General features: G+C 41.0%; 17 protein-coding genes and 1 tRNA gene. 8 read left to right on the top strand and 10 right to left on the bottom strand.

Annotation, left to right across the window (positions count from 1 at the left end; genetic code table 11):
• Positions 1-30: 30 nt before the first annotated feature.
• The gene (locus PROVRUST_RS12015) at positions 31-324 is read right to left on the bottom strand and encodes a hypothetical protein (RefSeq protein WP_006815102.1); all 294 of its coding nucleotides are present in this window, start codon (positions 322-324) and stop codon (positions 31-33) included.
• Positions 325-407: 83 nt separating this feature from the next.
• Positions 408-920, bottom strand: coding sequence for a hypothetical protein (locus PROVRUST_RS12010; RefSeq protein ID WP_006815101.1), 513 nt, complete (start codon positions 918-920; stop codon positions 408-410).
• 231 nt (positions 921-1,151) lie between these two features.
• On the opposite strand from PROVRUST_RS12010, the gene PROVRUST_RS12005 reads away from it, so the two are divergent.
• On the top strand, positions 1,152-2,522 hold the full coding sequence (locus PROVRUST_RS12005) for an esterase-like activity of phytase family protein (RefSeq protein WP_006815100.1): 1,371 nt from the start codon (positions 1,152-1,154) through the stop codon (positions 2,520-2,522).
• A 102-nt stretch (positions 2,523-2,624) separates the two neighbouring features.
• Here PROVRUST_RS12005 and PROVRUST_RS12000 read toward each other — a convergent pair whose 3' ends face one another.
• From PROVRUST_RS12000 to ppiB, 5 genes are all read right to left on the bottom strand, one after another.
• On the bottom strand, positions 2,625-3,878 hold the full coding sequence (locus PROVRUST_RS12000) for an MFS transporter (RefSeq protein WP_039855167.1): 1,254 nt from the start codon (positions 3,876-3,878) through the stop codon (positions 2,625-2,627).
• A gap of 118 nt (positions 3,879-3,996) precedes the next feature.
• Entirely contained in the window at positions 3,997-5,079 is a 1,083-nt protein-coding gene (gene purK / locus PROVRUST_RS11995) for a 5-(carboxyamino)imidazole ribonucleotide synthase (RefSeq protein ID WP_006815098.1), read from the bottom strand.
• Positions 5,079-5,594, bottom strand: coding sequence for a 5-(carboxyamino)imidazole ribonucleotide mutase (gene purE, locus PROVRUST_RS11990; RefSeq protein ID WP_006815097.1), 516 nt, complete (start codon positions 5,592-5,594; stop codon positions 5,079-5,081). Before purE ends, purK begins: the two co-directional genes overlap by 1 nt.
• 153 nt (positions 5,595-5,747) lie before the next feature.
• On the bottom strand, positions 5,748-6,470 hold the full coding sequence (gene lpxH / locus PROVRUST_RS11985) for a UDP-2,3-diacylglucosamine diphosphatase (RefSeq protein ID WP_006815096.1): 723 nt from the start codon (positions 6,468-6,470) through the stop codon (positions 5,748-5,750).
• A gap of 10 nt (positions 6,471-6,480) precedes the next feature.
• Entirely contained in the window at positions 6,481-6,975 is a 495-nt protein-coding gene (ppiB, locus tag PROVRUST_RS11980) for a peptidylprolyl isomerase B (protein WP_006815095.1), read from the bottom strand.
• A 298-nt stretch (positions 6,976-7,273) separates the two neighbouring features.
• On the opposite strand from ppiB, the gene cysS reads away from it, so the two are divergent.
• Positions 7,274-8,662, top strand: a complete 1,389-nt coding sequence (gene cysS / locus PROVRUST_RS11975) for a cysteine--tRNA ligase (protein WP_006815094.1) — start codon at positions 7,274-7,276, stop codon at positions 8,660-8,662.
• Between the two features lie 546 nt (positions 8,663-9,208).
• Complete coding sequence (locus tag PROVRUST_RS11970; protein ID WP_112837259.1) at positions 9,209-10,288, top strand: protein-tyrosine phosphatase family protein; 1,080 nt, start codon at positions 9,209-9,211, stop codon at positions 10,286-10,288.
• 44 nt (positions 10,289-10,332) lie between these two features.
• Here PROVRUST_RS11970 and ybcJ read toward each other — a convergent pair whose 3' ends face one another.
• Positions 10,333-10,545, bottom strand: a complete 213-nt coding sequence (gene ybcJ, locus PROVRUST_RS11965) for a ribosome-associated protein YbcJ (protein WP_006815091.1) — start codon at positions 10,543-10,545, stop codon at positions 10,333-10,335.
• Positions 10,546-10,562: 17 nt separating this feature from the next.
• Positions 10,563-11,420 carry a bifunctional methylenetetrahydrofolate dehydrogenase/methenyltetrahydrofolate cyclohydrolase FolD gene (folD, locus tag PROVRUST_RS11960; protein WP_006815090.1) on the bottom strand — a complete coding sequence of 286 codons (858 nt, stop codon included), beginning with the start codon at positions 11,418-11,420 and terminating at the stop codon, positions 10,563-10,565.
• Positions 11,421-11,608: 188 nt separating this feature from the next.
• Here folD and PROVRUST_RS11955 point away from each other — a divergent pair.
• The 3 genes from PROVRUST_RS11955 to PROVRUST_RS20545 all read left to right on the top strand — a co-directional run bounded on the left by PROVRUST_RS11955 (position 11,609) and on the right by PROVRUST_RS20545 (position 13,330).
• Positions 11,609-11,685 (top strand) — tRNA-Arg (locus tag PROVRUST_RS11955).
• Positions 11,686-11,809: 124 nt separating this feature from the next.
• Positions 11,810-12,331: a tyrosine-type recombinase/integrase gene (locus PROVRUST_RS11950; RefSeq protein ID WP_316245571.1), complete on the top strand. Its 522-nt coding sequence runs from the start codon at positions 11,810-11,812 to the stop codon at positions 12,329-12,331.
• Positions 12,332-12,841: 510 nt separating this feature from the next.
• Positions 12,842-13,330, top strand: coding sequence for a hypothetical protein (locus PROVRUST_RS20545; protein WP_006815088.1), 489 nt, complete (start codon positions 12,842-12,844; stop codon positions 13,328-13,330).
• Between the two features lie 29 nt (positions 13,331-13,359).
• Here PROVRUST_RS20545 and PROVRUST_RS11940 read toward each other — a convergent pair whose 3' ends face one another.
• Entirely contained in the window at positions 13,360-14,283 is a 924-nt protein-coding gene (locus PROVRUST_RS11940) for an aminoimidazole riboside kinase (RefSeq protein WP_006815087.1), read from the bottom strand.
• 237 nt (positions 14,284-14,520) lie between these two features.
• On the opposite strand from PROVRUST_RS11940, the gene PROVRUST_RS11935 reads away from it, so the two are divergent.
• Both PROVRUST_RS11935 and PROVRUST_RS11930 read left to right on the top strand, forming a co-directional pair.
• Positions 14,521-15,783, top strand: coding sequence for an MFS transporter (locus tag PROVRUST_RS11935; RefSeq protein ID WP_006815086.1), 1,263 nt, complete (start codon positions 14,521-14,523; stop codon positions 15,781-15,783).
• A complete protein-coding gene (locus tag PROVRUST_RS11930; RefSeq protein WP_006815085.1) occupies positions 15,780-17,234 on the top strand; it encodes a glycoside hydrolase family 32 protein in 1,455 nt (484 codons plus the stop codon). The genes PROVRUST_RS11935 and PROVRUST_RS11930 overlap by 4 nt, the downstream gene beginning before the upstream one ends.
• Positions 17,235-17,292 lie beyond the last annotated feature (58 nt).

Below are 17,292 nucleotides of genomic sequence, written 5' to 3'. Positions count from 1 at the left end.
CCTTGATAGCTATTATGATGGCTATCAAGGTCAAAAATGAAAATCGGAAGCTTGGGCTTCACTGTATAAATTTTTCAAATTGATGTATCCGGCATCAAACTCAGAAACAGCAAAGTAAAAAACACGCCCATCAGACTGAGCTATCTGTATTTTATAGACGCCGACCTCTTGATTAAAATCAAACTCATAACCCACATTAACTTTCATTTCTTTATAATTTAAATTGACTTCATCACTATCTGAAATATATTTCCAGTTAATTATTTTAGTTCTTGTTTCATTAATAAGCTGTTCAACAAAATGAGTGATTGCAGCAGGTAACATAATTATTCCTCAATTTTTCTATAGGTATATTTGGATTCAATAAGTTGCTTTGCATATAATAACGACTCTAAAATATCCTGAAACTACAAGTTACCCAGAGGAGATTTCGATGTTATGTTTCTTGTAGAATTGATCTTTTTTTCTAATTCATTGAGATTTTCAATTTCATTATCAAAGGTTTTTTTATCTATAAGTGTCATGAAATTATTGGCAATATTTAAATGTAATTTAAATGCGATAGTGAAATTTGTTACTAATAGTGCGTAATTTTTACTCGATAGATTATCTAATGATTGATTGTAATAGAAAATACACTCATGAGATAGGCTTAATCCTGTCGAGCCTTTAAATTTATTCAATGAAAAAAGTGATTTTTCTTTTATGCTCTTAGATATGTTGATGTTATGAATGATTTCCATAATGGTAATAAGTAAGGCAATAATGGTAGCAATGGATGCATAATATGAAAATAGTATGAAATTATCATTACTTCTAATTATCATATCTATATTAATAATTGATATCCATATTAATAAAAAGCTTACTATCATATAAATTAATCGTAATTTATTTTCTAAAGCTAATTTCAGAAACATTTATTTTACTCAATTTTTATGGGGTGGAAATTTTATCATGATATTTCTCCATGCTTATATTTAGGACTATTTTTCGGAGTGAATTTATCGTTAAATTAAAAAATTAATTGCAATCATCAATTTATTTCATCTTCATTAAACGAACAGATCTTCAATCTTTCATAAAATTGTCATTTGCCATGGTTATTATTCAGCTATCAATTATTGATAGCCCTAAATAGGAATATAACAATGGCTTACCTCAATACTACACACTTTAAGCTTAGCTCATTCTCTTTAGTGATTGGTTTGCTTTCATTTAGCTCCAGCGGATTTGCTCAACAAGCTGTGCCTGCGACATTAGCTGGGCATTCAATATTATCTGTTGATGCAACAGTCTCTACACCTTCAGATGCGCCTACGGATATGCAGCATAGTGGTAAATATACAACCGGAAGTCGTGTTGATTCGCTAGGTAAAATCGAAGGAAAATCAGACGGTCGTCCAACGGGTAAATATGTACCAATTAAAGGTCAACCACGGCAGGGGCATTCAGGTATTAAACGGATGACAGATGGAACCTATTGGGTACTTACCGATAATGGTTTCGGTAATAAAATGAACTCTCCAGACTCGATGCTCTATTTGACCCAGTATGATATTGATTTTAAAAGTGGCAATACGACGCCATTGAAAACAGTCTTCTTCCATGACCCAGACAAAATTATCCCCTTCCATATTATTAATGAAAGTAGCCAGCAACGTTATCTAACGGGGAGTGATTTTGACCCTGAAAGTTTTCAATTTGCCGATGGGGCTTTATGGGTTGGTGATGAATTTGGACCTTACCTGATAAAAATGGATTTAAACGGCAAGGTACTTGCACTATTTGAAACCCAAGTGAATGGCAAAAAGGTGGTGTCACCAGACCATTACACACTCACTACACCGGGTAAACCCGCGGATAAAGTGAATTTCCAAGTTAATCGCTCGAAAGGTTTTGAAGGCATGGCATCATCGCCAGATGGTTCAAAACTTTATCCAATGCTTGAGGGTGCTTTGTGGCTAGAAGATAAGCAAGATTATGAGAATGTAAACGGCAAAAAAGCGGCGCGTATTCTTGAGTTTGATGTGAAGAAACAGGATTGGACAGGGCGTAGTTGGCTATATGTATTTGAAGATAACCAGAATGCCATTGGTGATTTTAACCTGATTGATGATTCCCATGGTTTGATTATCGAACGTGATAATGGGGAAGGTACGGTGGATAAAGCCTGTGTTGAAGGGGCGACAAACAAAGAAAACTGCTTCAGCAATTTGGCGAAGTTTAAACGTGTTTATCGGATTGCATTCTCTGATAATAACGAGGGTGGTGCCGTGGATAAACAAGCCTATGTTGATCTGATGAATATCCAAGATCCTGACAATTTAGCGAAAAAACCGTTGAATAATGGCGTGTTTACCTTTCCGTTTTTTACAATTGAAAACGTGGATGTGGTGGATAGCGAGCACATTATTGTTGGCAATGATAATAACTATCCATTCTCCTCCAGCCGCGACCCGAACAAAGCGGATGATAATGAATTTATTTTACTGAAAGTACCTGAATTACTGAAGCCGTAAATCGATAAAGTAATAGACGTACGATGATAGCTGGATCCTTGTTTTTCCCTTGGTTTGATAATTTGCTCGGGTATTTTCCCGAGCTTTTTTATTGGTGTTGGATTAGCGTTTTTTAACCGCGAGAACAGGCGGTTTCATCATCAAGGTAAAAAATAAGATGACCACAACCGGTGCGGCGATAGTCAAAAGTGCGGGAGTAAAACTTCCCGTAAGATCTTTGATGGCTCCAGCAATAAATGGTGCTAAGCATGCAATGGTAGAAATCAGATTTACCACAGAGAATAGTTCTAAATAAGGGCCGCGACCAAAATAGTTAGACAATAAAACACTGGATGCTAAGAAGGTCATTCCATAGCCGACCCCCACACAAATCACGAACATAATTAGCCAGAACCAAGAAGTTGAAATACTTAACGCAACAACCCCGAGAACCATAATAATCAGGCTACCAATCAGTAATCGCTTCGGTTCGAGCCATTCCCCTGCGGCACCGCCCAAGAAGCGAGAGAAAGCATTCACAAAGGCCATGGTGCTGAGTAAAGAAACCGCGACAGTCATGCCAAAACCACGTTCTTCAATATGCGCGACTGCAAAGCTGTTTACGGTAATGCCGCACCATAGGAATGAGGTATAGGTTGCCGAAATTAAATAGAATTGCCATGTTCTGAGCGCGCCTCTAACAGTCCAAACTTCAGCAGTACGGTAAATGGGTTTGTTGGGATCACTAACGTACTTTTGGGTCACGCTCTTAGCGTGGGACTGCTCTTTTTTACCTTCACGTAGTGCCAGAATAGTGATTAGCGTAACAATACTCAGGTAAACCGCACAGAGTACCCAGTGCATACGCCAAGAACCGAGCTGGTTAGAGGCGTAGAAATAGATCCAAGGACCTGCAACCCCGCCTAATCCTCCTATGGTGAAGTAAACCCCAAAGGCGATAGACTGTTTCTCAAATAAACGTGAAATGACATAGGTGCCCGGTACGGTAGCCAGTAAGGTAAAGCCGACTCCAATTAATGCAGTACCTAGGAAATAGGTGCTAATCGTTTGTGTCGCATATAGGTTATAAAACCCTGAAACAAAGACCAGCATTCCCAGTAATAAGGTTAAACGAACACCAATTTTACGAATTAATACGGAGGGGAGAAAACTTGCTAGACCACAAGTTAATCCGAGTAAGGTAAAGCCGAAACCTGCTTCAGTCCAATTCCATTTTAGTTCATTGATCATACCCGGTAATACCACACCTAAAGAGGTAAAGGTGGTTGCCGTTGCAAGAAAATAGACCATTCCCAGAAGAATAAGAATTGACCATTGATACAATGGGCTAAAGGATGGGGATTGTGTTTCTGGCATGTTGACTCCAGTAAATCCCTGCATTTTCAATGATAAAATTGGGGAGTAAATTGCAGGGTAAAAATAGCACAATGCCCGAAAAATGACTTTCGGGCACGAATGGCGCTATTTTCCCTATTTATTGGCGAGAGTACCAGTCTAATTTTGTTTTTGCCCACTCAATGCCACTTTTATACTCATTTGGCAGCATTGGGATCAGGCTATCAAGGCTATCTTTCAATTTTAGGCAATCAGTATGGGTAAGATTTAAGTGACCCACTTTACGGACAGGGCGGACTTCTTTGTCATACCAATGGAGATGCACTAACGGTAAATTTAGCCAGTCATTATTAACCTCGGTACCAATCAAATTGACCATCACTGCGGGGCTAAAGACTTCAGGAGCTGGCATTGGTAAATTCAAAATGGCACGTAAGTGCAATTCAAATTGGCTGATTGAGGCACCGTTTTGCGTCCAGTGACCACTATTATGCACGCGAGGAGCGATTTCGTTGATCAGCAGCTTGTCACCGACTACGAAACACTCCATTGCCATCACGCCGACATAACCTAATTCATTCATCACTGCGCTTAGCATGGATTGGGCTTGTTGCTGTTGAACAGGGTTAGCATCAGGGAAAGCTACACTGGTTCGTAGAATACCATCTTGATGTAGGTTATGAGTGATCGGGTAGAAAACGGATTCACCGGATTGGCTTCTGGCGCCAATCACTGAGACTTCTGAGTCAAAGGGAATACCTTGTTCAACAATACATTCGCCATAAATCTCAGTGGGTAAGTCTTTTTCGTCACCGGGACGCACACGCCATTGACCGCGCCCATCGTAACCGCCAGTTCTACGTTTAACGATTAGAAAATCCCCAAGCGTAGCGAACAGTTCGGGCCATTGGTCAGGGGAGTCTAATAATGCCCATGGGGCGGTTGATAAATTTAACGAATCAAATAGGCTTTTTTGTGGAAATCTATCGGCTAATCGAGGAAAAATATCTCGGTTAATAAATGCATTGTGACGTGCTAACTCTTTAGTTAACGGAGTTTCCGGCCAGCGTTCTATTTCTGCGGTGATCACACTTTGTTGATAGGGAACGGCTTCTGGTTCTGCATCTAAACCGACGGGGAAAACAGAAATACCGAGAGGCTCACCAGCTTGGCGGAGCATTCGACCTAATTGACCATTACCGAGGACACAAACCGGTTTCATTACGCTTCCCTCGGATCTGGATTACTTAATACGTCATTAGTTTGCGCTTCACGCCATGCCGATAGGCGATTAAACAGTTCAGCATCATGAGTTGCTAAAATTTGAGCCGCGAGTAATGCGGCGTTTGCGGAACCTGCTTTACCAATTGCTAGCGTACCCACAGGGATTCCTTTTGGCATTTGTACGATGGAATACAGGCTATCTACGCCACTTAATGCAGCACTTTGAACTGGAACGCCCAGTACAGGAACTAACGTTTTAGCCGCTAACATACCCGGTAAATGTGCCGCGCCGCCAGCGCCAGCAATGATCACTTCAATCCCATTTGATTTTGCATTTTCAGCAAACGAAAATAGTTTGTCCGGAGTGCGGTGCGCAGAAACAATTTCTACATGAAAAGGCAGTTGAAGTTCAGTCAACACATCAGCAGCATGCTGCATCGTTGTCCAATCACTTTTAGAACCCATAACAATGGCGATTTTTGCCGCAGATTGAGAAGGAACTTGGGCAGTCATTTGGTGTGATCCCTGTATTGATATAATGTCACCCGAAGGCGGGAAGATGAATTGCCCTGATCATATCATGGTACTAGGGTAAGGAAAACGTTTGCGTGTTTATAAAATAGGCAAACGAGAGGGTTTTAATCTTGATAATTCACAATTGATTCATTAAAAAGGAAAGAAAATTAATTCAATTCCTTGTTCACTGATGACAAATGCAGAGCCTTCATGGTGCCATGCACCTAAAACGCCACGAAAATGCAGCTGACCAGCGATGTTGATTTCATGAATAGCCGGTCGGTGAGTATGCCCGTGGATCATCCACTGAGCTTGGTGCCTTTTCAACGCATTAATCACGGCATCGGGATTGACGTCCATAATCGATTCCGATTTCATGCTGCTGGCATATTGACTATTACGACGCATTTTTTGTGCGATACGGCGGCGAATAAACAGCGGTAAAGCCAGAAATAGACGCTGTATCCAAGGGGTATGAACTTTTTTACGGTAATTTTGATAGGCCGCATCGTCGCTACATAATGTATCACCATGCATAATCAAAATACGTTTGCCATAAAGTTCAAGTAGAGTTTCTTGGGGTAAGATGGTCATTCCACACTGTTTGGCATAGCGTTTACCAATTAAGAAATCACGGTTTCCATGAATAAAATAGCAGGGAATACCGCGTTCGCTAAGTTGTTTCAGTGCGTTGGCAACTTGCTGGTGCAGCGGGTTATTGTCATCATCCCCGATCCAGTAGTTAAAAAAATCGCCAAGAATATACAGGCTGTCCGCATGGATAGCTTGTTGTTCAATAAAATGTAGAAAACCGGCAGTAATTGCCGGTTCATCTTCACTTAAATGCAAATCTGCAATGATATAAGTGGACATAAATCAGGGATTACTCGCTGACTGTCACTTTTTCAATCACAACATCTTCGCGAGGTACGTCTTGGTGGTGTCCACTGCGACCAGTAGAAACGCCTTTGATTTTGTCAACGACGTCCATGCCTTCAACCACTTCAGCAAATACGCAGTAACCCCAACCATCTGGGCGCTCTGAACGGAAGTTTAAGAAGTCATTATCAGCGACGTTGATGAAGAATTGTGCTGTTGCTGAGTGTGGATCGTTAGTACGAGCCATTGCTAATGTACCGCGGCTATTTTTCAGACCGTTATTAGCTTCGTTTTTGATAGTCGCTTTAGTGTCTTTTTGGACCATGCCAGGCTCAAAACCGCCGCCTTGGATCATGAAGCCATTAATAACACGATGGAAAATGGTATTATTGTAGAAACCTTCACGGCAGTAGGTTAAAAAGTTTTCGACAGTAATTGGTGCTTTATCAGCGAAAGTTTTAATAACGATGTCACCGTGATTGGTATGAAATGTAACCATAATAGCTATCCTGAATAATTGTTTTTTATGCGCTCACTTGCGAAAGCGTTGAGATCAGCAAGTTTATATCATAGATAAAACTCAACTTGAAGTAACAGCGCATTTTGTAAATATTTATAGCATAACAGAGATATAACAAACTGAATGCCAAAGTGGGGAGTTTACCTTGCTTTCTAGTGCAGTTCGCGATTCAATATTAGGCTATTTTCGTCAGTTTTTTCTGGATATTATATCCGCAATCATACGATAATCTGATGTATGATAGGTATACACGTACTAATAAAATGGAAATAAATAGATGCTACAAATTTTCAATACACTGACTCGCCAAAAAGAAGAATTTAAACCCATCCATGCTGGAAAAATTGGGATGTACGTGTGTGGCATCACCATTTACGATTTGTGTCATATTGGTCACGGTCGTACCTTTGTGGCTTTCGACGCCATTAGCCGTTACTTACGTTATTTGGGATATGATCTTAATTATGTGCGTAACGTGACCGACATTGATGACAAAATCATCAAACGTGCGGCTGAAAACAATGAAAGCGTGGAAGAATTAACGACGCGTATGCTGGCTGAAATGCACAAAGATTTTGATGCGTTAAATATTTTACGCCCAGACAGTGAGCCTCGCGCGACTCGCCATATTCATGAAATTATTGAACTAACTGAAAGCTTAATTGAACGTGGGCATGCGTATGTTGCAGATAATGGCGACGTCATGTTTGAGGTTAAAACTGACCCTAATTACGGTTTACTGTCTCGTCAAGATTTAGACCAACTGCAAGCGGGAGCTCGCGTTGAAGTCGCGGATGTTAAACGTAACCCAATGGATTTTGTGTTATGGAAAATGTCAAAAGAAGGTGAACCAAGTTGGGAATCTCCATGGGGCTTAGGCCGTCCCGGCTGGCATATTGAATGTTCGGCGATGAATAGTAAAACGCTGGGAAGCCATTTTGATATTCACGGTGGGGGTTCCGATTTGATGTTCCCACATCATGAAAACGAAATTGCGCAATCAACTTGTGCTCATGAAGGACCTTACGTTAACTATTGGATGCACTCGGGGATGGTCATGGTTGATAGAGAGAAAATGTCTAAATCTCTCAATAACTTCTTCACTATCCGTGATGTTTTGCAATATTACGATGCAGAAACCGTACGCTACTTCCTGTTGTCAGGTCACTATCGTAGCCAACTGAACTATACCGAAGAAAATTTAAAGCAGGCACGTACTGCATTAGAGCGTCTGTATACATCATTACGTGGCACTGATAAATCAGTGGCGCCAGCGGGTGGCGAAGCTTTCAAAGCCCGTTTCTGTGAAGCCATGAATGATGATTTTAATACGCCAGAAGCTTATTCCGTACTGTTTGATATTGCGCGTGAAATTAACCGTCTGAAAACAGAAGATATGGCGGCGGCAAATGGTATGGCTGCACAGCTGCGTGAACTGGCAAAAGTTCTGGGACTGTTAGAACAAGAGCCAGAAGCTTTCCTGCAAGGTGGAGCACAAGGCGAAGATGATGCCGAAGTGGCGAAAATTGAAGCGCTGATTAAACAACGTAATGATGCGCGTCAAAGTAAAGATTGGGCATTGGCGGATCAGGCGCGTGATGCATTGACGGCGATGGGGGTTGTGTTGGAGGACTCTTCTGCTGGCACGACGTGGCGTCGCAAGTAATATTCGTTATATTTCGCGCTGTGGCGTTGTTGGCGTCGCTCGGCTACTCGGGTCACATACTTATGTATGCTCCCCGAGATATCCTTGCTAGCCGCCTAGCCACCGCACAAACTATTTAGAATATTGCTCTTTGTCATATTTCGCGCTGTGGCGTTGTTGGCGTTACTCGGCTACTCGGGTCACGTACTTATTTCTCTCCATTCTTCGAACTGTAGCTGTGTTGCCTACACTCGCTAACCCTAGTCACATACTTGTGTATGCTTCTAGGGATTAGCTCCTTTGGCACCTTGCTACAATTCGAATAATTTAGAGAATTTAAGCGGATATAAACGCGTAAATAAAATCTACTAGAAATGTTCTATTTTTAGTGATTGATATTTAAGTTTATGTAAACTAACAAATAATAAGACCCACTAAAAAATAACTATTTTTGGTGGGCTTTTTTATTGGTTTTTTGGCTAAAAATGCAAGCGAGGTTATGACGGAAATGAATACTGTTAAGTGAATCGAGTTTTAATTCACTGACTAACATAAATAAGGATGAATATGTTTCCAATAAATCTAACTCGCCCATCTGTATCTCAAGCAATTGTCACTCCCGCAGTAGCTAGCTCGGAGCACTCTAATTTATCTGAGAGTCTCCAATGCATCAAAAACATATCTCAAACGGAAAATGTGTCTGCAAAAGTAAAACCAACATTGAAAAAAAGGTTGGGGCTAAAACTTAATTTTGCTGTACTTGCACAGCAATCCGCATTTGATAAATTACAGGTACAAACGACAAAAATTATCAATGAAAAAGGCATTGAATATGATACTCAAAAACGAGGGCAACTCTATCCTGAGATCGGTGCTGCGAAACAGACGCAAGTCTCTATTCTGAATAAAAATTGGGAAAGGGTCTTATTGTCAGCGAATCGATTAGCAGTTAATGATATGGGGCTTGCTATTCGCTGCCAGTATCCAAGGAATAATACGCAAGCGATTGAAAATCATTTAACTATGTTGGTTGATAATCGAGTGCCATTGCTGGTGGTATTATCATCAAATAATGAAATTAAGCCTTTTTTTGGTAGAGAAAAAAGTTTGCCTAGCTATTTTATTAGCTCAAAAAAATATGGTGAGATTAAAGTTAAATCCTTAAGAATAAGAGCAGATTATCAGGTTGATAGAAATCATCATTCAAAAAGTCAGCCTCCGTTAAAATTTAATCAATATAATTTAGAGATAAATGACCGGGGAAGAAAGCATCATTTGCCAGTGATTCACATTACTAATTGGGGGGATGGAAATACGATATCTACAGGGGAATTAAAAAAATTAAGTCGTATGGTGAATGTGTTGACCCATGGGAGTCTGATTAAACTAAAAAAATATCATAATGTGGAAATTGATGGAAAAAATAAACCGTTACCAGTTATCCATTGTAAAGCGGGCATAGGACGAACGGGAGTTTTAGCTGCGGCAATGCAATTAACTAAGAAAGATAATACACTCACAGTGGATGATGTTGTGACGGCGTTACGTACATCAGGGAATGCAAATATGGTACAGACGGAGGCTCAATACAATACATTGCTCGAGTTACAGCAATTTATTCAAGCCGCGCGGAAAATGTCTTCTTAAAAATAAAGCAGGTAAGCTGATACTCCTCAGCTTACCTCGATTGACTATTCTTGAACCTGAATTTGCTCGCTTCCCATAGAAACGACTTTTCCAGCTACAATCTTGCAGCGTTTGCGGGTCTCTACAACACCATCGACTTGCACAAGTCCATCAGCAATCATTGCTTTTGCCATCGCACCACTTTCAGCCCAACCTTCAGTTTTTAGTAGGTCGCATAGCTCAATATGAGGATGTCCATCAAGACGAAAAATTTCCATTGTTACTCCAAATTACATTAAATATCGTGGTACTCTTCGCACGCTTGTAGCGTATTTTGAATAAGAGTAGCCACTGTCATTGGTCCAACACCACCGGGCACTGGTGTGATCCAAGAGGCACGTTTTGACGCTTCATCAAAATCGACATCGCCAGTTACTTTGCCATTTTCTAAACGGTTAATACCGACATCAATAACAATAGCGCCTGGTTTAATCCATTCGCCCGGAATAAAATTCGGTTTACCAACCGCGACAACTAATAAATCAGCGCTGCGAACATGTTGTTCGAGATCTTTGGTAAAGCGATGAGTGACGGTCGTTGTGCAGCCTGCTAATAATAATTCAAGGCTCATTGGACGACCAACAATATTTGATGCGCCAATGATCACAGCATTTAAGCCGTAAGTATTAATATCATAACGTTCTAGTAGGGTAACAATCCCTCTAGGAGTACATGGGCGTAAGCGAGGAGCACGTTGGCATAAGCGACCCACGTTGTAAGGATGGAAACCATCAACGTCTTTATCTGGATGAATTCTTTCAATCACTTTGACATTATCAATGCCAGCTGGTAACGGCAATTGAACTAAAATGCCATCAATTTCTGGATCTTGATTGAGGTCATCGATAAGTTTCAGAAGCTCAGCTTCTGTTGTCGTGTCTGGCAAATCATAAGAACGAGATAAGAAACCGACTTCTTCACATGCGCGGCGTTTGCTGCCCACATAGATTTGAGAGGCTGGGTTTGCACCCACTAAAATCACGGCGAGTCCAGGAGCACGTTTGCCGTTGGCAACGCGAGTTTGTACTTTTTGAGCAACTTCCTGTCTAATTGCTTGCGCAATCGTTTTCCCATCAATAATTTTTGCTAACATCTGTAACTTAATCCATATATGAGACACGGGGGATGCCCCTATTTTGTCAGAACTTGCACCCCTTGTCAGTTCAAACTGTTATATAAAATGACCACATAGCTATTTTAGTAGCGAAAAGCCATTGACTCAGCGCTCAGCAACCGTATAATTCAACGCCATCAGCCAGATAGGCTGCCCGCATGTACAATGCGCCCTTAGCTCAGTTGGATAGAGCAACGGCCTTCTAAGCCGTAGGTCACAGGTTCGAATCCTGTAGGGCGTACCATTCTCAAGTATTCCAAAGTCTACAATAGTCTATAAAATCCTTATAAAACCAGCACTCACAAGAATCTATAGCATTTCAAGGTCTAGCCACGTCTATTGAAACCTACATATATGTGGGGGCATAATTGGGGGCATTATCCCGTTCAATGAGAATTGATGCCCCCTCAAATAAAGCTAACAGCCAGACAAGTAGGGCTTCCAAGCCAAAAGATAAAGCTTATAAACTTTTTGACGGTGGTGGCATGTATTTAGAAGTTGCTCCGAATGGCTCCAAGTATTGGCGCATGAAATACAGATATGCTGGCAAAGAGAAAAGGCTAGCTTTAGGTGTGTATCCATCAATATCACTCGCACAAGCTAGGGCTAAAAGAGAAGAGGCCAAGCGCATATTGGCGTTAGGTGATGATCCATCTTTGGTAAAGAAAGCCGAAAAGCGAGAAAAAGAGTCTCAGATTAATAATAGCTTTGAGAAAATCACGCTTGAATGGCATGACTATAAAAAGCCTAATTGGTCAGAAGGCTATGCTGATGATTTATTGGAAGCCTTCCAGAAAGATATCTTTCCTTATATCGGTAAAGTTAGTATTACGGAAATTAAGCCACTGGATATGCTAGAAGTGTTTCGGAAATTCCAAAAGAACGTATGAATATACCAATAGATAGTGTAAGTGCAAATAAACTCAATTGATAAAACGTGTACGGGTTACCCTTCATTAAAATAAGTGTTAACTTTCTAAGTATTGGGTCGTTGATATATTTGGCTTTTTTACGAAAATAAAAATATAGCGAATCATATAAATAGGCCAAAGTGCAATAGCATACCTAGCTAAAGGTTTACCACCAATAATTGCAAATGGGATAGGTATGAAAAAATATCGTCATAGCAATATTATCAATTTTTTGAAGATATTTTCTCGTTGCATAATCTTGTTTGTTTAAGGTGTAACGGCTTAGTTTTTTCCATGATATAAACCTATACGATTTAACTGCGGGATTGTATCATCAAATACTTAGATAAGATGATGAAAATAATTTTTTACAGTGTTCACTATCGATTAGGATTGTGATTGAAAAAATGAAACGACCATATTTATGGATTCGAATTATTCTTTTTGCCGAGGAAGTAAACAGACTGATAATAAACCCAAGGAAATAAAATGGGCATCTATATTTTGAAGGTTATCCCTAAAGAAATTGATTATATTCCCACGACAGAACAACAAAATAAAATTGTTGATTTTTTAGCTGGTTACGGCGTTGAAGCAGGGCATATTGACCATGAGGTGAGTCATGGCATTCAATGCCATGCGAATCCTTGTGGTCTCGATGTCGTTGCTTGTCCTCATTGCCAAAAACCAATAACACTCGAATGGATATGCGATATTTTGAGTGAAATTTATGATGAGAATGACATGGAATTTCATCTCAATGACCTCTCTTCGCTTCGAGAGGCGCCATGCTGCCAAACATTCATTTCACTGGATAACCTTAATTTCACTAAAACAATAGCCTATTCTATTTATAATGCGGACTTTTGGGGAAAAGACACATGGAATAAAATGGCCGCAGAATTCCCAGAAAAGCTGGATAATAAATTAAGTGAATACATTGGTTTTCCAGCAGAAGTCCTGATGATCCGGATGTGAAAACGCCACACAGATCATCAGTGCTCAGTTTATAAACTGCGCTCTAAATCTTTGCGATATGGCAGTGCAGTCATGGCACCTTTGGCGGTTGTCGCTAATGCGCCACAAGCTTGAGCTTGCTTAATGATCACGCCAAGAGTTTGTTCATCACTCGGTAATCCATGAACGGCTAATCCTGCGAGTAAACCTGCGACAAAAGCATCTCCTGCGCCTGTGGTATCAACGACCATAACAGGTCTTGCTGAAAAATGACGAACTTTACCGTTCCAATACACCATGACGCCATCTTTACCTAAAGTGACCAGTAAAAGTTTTAAATTATAGCGATTAGCTAGTATTTCAATACCTTGATGTAGGTCGAGTTCACCACTAATAAACAATAATTCTTCTTCTGATAATTTAGCGACGGAAGCGAGTTCTAAGGCGCGATGTAAACATTCTCGAAGTAAATTACTATCTTGCCATAAATCCGTACGGATATTAGGGTCAAAACTTACCATGCCGCCAGCATTGTGGATTTGTTCCATGGCTAAAAATGTTGTACTGCGGCTTGGTTCTGCACTCAGAGCAATCGAACAAACATGTAGCCATTCATTGGCTTTAAACACGGGTAAATCGGTTGGTTCGATAAATAAATCTGCGCTCGGACGAACCATAAATGTAAAGGTGCGTTCACCGTCCTCATCCAATTCGACAACCACGGTTGAAGTTCGGTGCTTGGGATCCCGTTTCATATAGGTAGTATCAACGTTCTCTTGCTGTAGTGTACGTTGCATAAATTTACCGAAGGGGTCATCGCCGACTCGTCCAATAAAGCCACTACGACCTTCTAGACGAGAAATTCCTACGGCCACATTTGCAGGAGCACCACCCGGTAATTGTAATAGAACACCGGGTTTTTCAGGTATTAAATCAATAACGGCATCCCCAAGAACCCATACTTTTGCTGTCATGTGTATTTTTCCTAAATCAGTTTTTATGGCATGGTGCCAACGTGTGTTACTTGCGAGTATAACAACCAATTATCAGTGAAGGGATTCGGAACCTAAGGCTTACGTGATAATCATCACAAACCCATTATGTTAACGTTAACAATTGTGATTAACATCGCATAATTGGGTCAGTAACACTTTCAATCTACTGCCATTACGCCTAACAATGAGTGCAATTTCATCAATGAGAATTTAGGTATGGGAAAGATAATAGGAGCAACTCGGCACGCTTATTTTATCCTTAGCGGCTTGCTATTCACCTTTTTTTGGACATGGTCATCTGCGTTTTCGCTGGTCTCTCTTTGGCTCAGTCAGAAGGTGGGCTTAAAGGGGACGGATACGGGAATTATCTTCTCGGTGATCAGTTTAACCGCATTCTGTGCCCAGCCACTTTATGGATTTATCCAAGATAAGCTTGGATTACGCAAAAACTTACTTTGGTACATTGGTGTGATGCTGGTGATCAGTGGTCCATGGTTTATTTTTGTTTGTACTCCATTGTTACGTTGGAATATTTTCCTCGGATCAATCAGTTTAGGCGTGTATGTCGGGGCAACGTTTTTCGCTGGGATAGGGGCTTTAGAATCTTACACTGAGCGTGTAAGTCGAATTGCGGGATTCGAATATGGTCGAGCGCGCATGTGGGGATCATTGGGATGGGCTGGAGCGACATTCTTCGCCGGTATCTTATTCAATATTAATCCAAATTATAATTTCGCGATGGGATCGGTATCCGCATTAATTTTCATCATTTTATTATGGAGATTAAGTGATGTTCGTCCTCAAGCGATGAATGAGCTGGAATTTGGTAAAAGTAATGCACTAAAACTGTCAGATGCCTTGGGGTTACTCAAAATGCGTTCATTTTGGTCTCTGGTCGTTTTTGTGTGTGGCGTCAGCGTTTATAACGTATATGACCAACAATTCCCAATCTATTTTGCCTCACTATTTAGTGAACAAAGTCATGGTAATGAAATGTTTGGTTACCTGAATTCACTGCAAGTTTTTCTAGAAGCAGGCGGCATGTTTTTAGCCCCATTCTTAGTCAACCGAATTGGCGCCAAGAATGGATTACTCCTCAGTGGATTTGTAATGGCGCTACGTATCTTAGGTTCGGGTTTGGCAGATGACACCATTACGATTTCTTTCATGAAATTACTTCATGCCGTTGAACTTCCTATCCTACTGATATCTTTATTTAAATATATCACTACAGTTTTCGATAAGCGTTTATCTGCCACGATTTATCTCGTGGGCTTCCAGTTTATTGCCTCACTGTGCGCCACGGTGCTATCCCCATTAGCTGGGATCAGTTATGACCGGATTGGCTTTGCGGATACCTATATGATTTTGGCGGGTATTGTCTTTACGTTAACCATTATTTCTTGTGTGCTGCTGAAATCTGAAAACAGCTCAAAAGTTCACAATGTCAGTATTCAGAAAAAAACGGTAGAACTATGAAACAGAAACTTCAAACTGCGCAATTAGCGCTCGAACAACTCCAAGCTCATCGCGGCGATGAATTTTATCCCTCTTTTCATTTAGCGCCACCGGCAGGGTGGATGAACGATCCCAATGGCTTAACTTGGTTTGCTGGGCACTATCATGCTTTTTATCAACACCATCCTATGAGTGAAGATTGGGGTCCGATGCATTGGGGGCATGCAACAAGTTCCGATATGGTGCATTGGCAGCATCAACCCATCGCTTTAGCTCCCGGTGATGAATATGATCGCGATGGCTGTTTTTCTGGCAGCGCAGTTGATGATAATGGCGTGCTTTCCCTGTTGTACACCGGACATGTTTGGTTGAAAGAGCCCGGAGATGATAGTGGTATTCGTGAAGTTCAGTGCCTTGCAACCAGTGAAGATGGAATCCATTTTGAAAAGCAAGGTGTTGTTCTGACACCGCCAGAGGGCATCATGCATTTTCGTGACCCTAAAGTGTGGCAACAAGATGGATATTGGTGGATGGTTATTGGTGCTCGAGATGCTGCCGATGTAGGGCAAGTTTTATTGTACCGTGGTACATCCCTACGTGATTGGCAACTTGAGCGAGTACTTGCTCACTCCGAATTTGGCGATAGCTACATGTGGGAATGCCCTGATTTCTTCCCTTGCGGAGACCATCATTATTTAATGTTTTCTCCGCAGGGTAAAAAAAGTGAAGGTTATCAATATCGTAATCGTTTTCAATGCGGTGTGTTGCAAGGTCACTGGCAGCCAAATAGCGCATTTGCACTGACATCGACATTCCATGAGTTGGATCATGGGCATGATTTCTATGCACCACAATCTTTTACAACGGAAGATGGTCGTCGAGTGATTATGGCGTGGATGGATATGTGGGAATCGCCTATGCCTTCTAAGCAAGAAAAATGGGCGGGTTGTTTAACATTACCCCGTGAATTATTCGAACGTGATGGCAAACTTTGCCAGCGTCCGGTGCGTGAGATTGAATTATTGCGCCAACAAAGTACGCCTATTGTTGCTCAATCAATCACTGGAACGGAGGTTTTATTTAAAGATGCCCGTAGTGTTGAGCTAGAAATCACGTGGAATATCCAAGATAGTCAGGCTGAGCGCTATGGAATGTGCTTAGGAAATGGGCTTGAATTATATGTTGATAACCAAGCTGAACGGTTGGTTCTGTGGCGTCATTATCCTGAATATGGTTTGGATGGTTATCGTAGTATTCCTTTGCCAAAAACTGAGCTTCTCAAGTTAAGAATATTTATCGACTATTCTTCTATTGAAGTCTTTGTGAATGAGGGAGACACGACGATGAGTAGCCGAATTTACCCGCAGAGAGACCAGCGCCAGTTAGCGCTATTTTCATTCCATGGAAAAGCCATTCTAATGGAAGGGGCATTAAGGCTACTGGGATTATCCGATACCGAGCTAGATGTATAAAAATATCTAATTTTATTGATTTTAAAGGACATCTCAGGGTGTCCTTTTTTAATTTTTA

Origin of the sequence: Providencia rustigianii DSM 4541 (assembly GCF_000156395.1) — a bacterium.
GTDB lineage: Bacteria > Pseudomonadota > Gammaproteobacteria > Enterobacterales > Enterobacteriaceae > Providencia > Providencia rustigianii.
The sequence above is the reverse complement of the archived record's forward strand: the minus strand, read 5'-3'. Positions and strand labels throughout refer to the sequence as shown.

What these genes read in the sequence shown, in the direction of transcription:
- PROVRUST_RS11935 (WP_006815086.1), top strand. Translation starts at nt 14,521, where the DNA reads ATGGGAAAGATAATAGGAGCAACTCGGCACGCTTATTTTATCCTTAGC.
- ybcJ (WP_006815091.1), bottom strand. Translation starts at nt 10,545, where the DNA reads ATGGAAATTTTTCGTCTTGATGGACATCCTCATATTGAGCTATGCGAC.
- PROVRUST_RS12000 (WP_039855167.1), bottom strand. Translation starts at nt 3,878, where the DNA reads ATGCCAGAAACACAATCCCCATCCTTTAGCCCATTGTATCAATGGTCA.
- PROVRUST_RS12015 (WP_006815102.1), bottom strand. Translation starts at nt 324, where the DNA reads ATGTTACCTGCTGCAATCACTCATTTTGTTGAACAGCTTATTAATGAA.
- PROVRUST_RS12010 (WP_006815101.1), bottom strand. Translation starts at nt 920, where the DNA reads ATGTTTCTGAAATTAGCTTTAGAAAATAAATTACGATTAATTTATATG.
- PROVRUST_RS11970 (WP_112837259.1), top strand. Translation starts at nt 9,209, where the DNA reads ATGTTTCCAATAAATCTAACTCGCCCATCTGTATCTCAAGCAATTGTC.
- purK (WP_006815098.1), bottom strand. Translation starts at nt 5,079, where the DNA reads ATGAAACCGGTTTGTGTCCTCGGTAATGGTCAATTAGGTCGAATGCTC.
- cysS (WP_006815094.1), top strand. Translation starts at nt 7,274, where the DNA reads ATGCTACAAATTTTCAATACACTGACTCGCCAAAAAGAAGAATTTAAA.
- ppiB (WP_006815095.1), bottom strand. Translation starts at nt 6,975, where the DNA reads ATGGTTACATTTCATACCAATCACGGTGACATCGTTATTAAAACTTTC.
- lpxH (WP_006815096.1), bottom strand. Translation starts at nt 6,470, where the DNA reads ATGTCCACTTATATCATTGCAGATTTGCATTTAAGTGAAGATGAACCG.
- PROVRUST_RS11940 (WP_006815087.1), bottom strand. Translation starts at nt 14,283, where the DNA reads ATGACAGCAAAAGTATGGGTTCTTGGGGATGCCGTTATTGATTTAATA.
- PROVRUST_RS11930 (WP_006815085.1), top strand. Translation starts at nt 15,780, where the DNA reads ATGAAACAGAAACTTCAAACTGCGCAATTAGCGCTCGAACAACTCCAA.
- PROVRUST_RS12005 (WP_006815100.1), top strand. Translation starts at nt 1,152, where the DNA reads ATGGCTTACCTCAATACTACACACTTTAAGCTTAGCTCATTCTCTTTA.
- folD (WP_006815090.1), bottom strand. Translation starts at nt 11,420, where the DNA reads ATGTTAGCAAAAATTATTGATGGGAAAACGATTGCGCAAGCAATTAGA.
- purE (WP_006815097.1), bottom strand. Translation starts at nt 5,594, where the DNA reads ATGACTGCCCAAGTTCCTTCTCAATCTGCGGCAAAAATCGCCATTGTT.
- PROVRUST_RS20545 (WP_006815088.1), top strand. Translation starts at nt 12,842, where the DNA reads ATGGGCATCTATATTTTGAAGGTTATCCCTAAAGAAATTGATTATATT.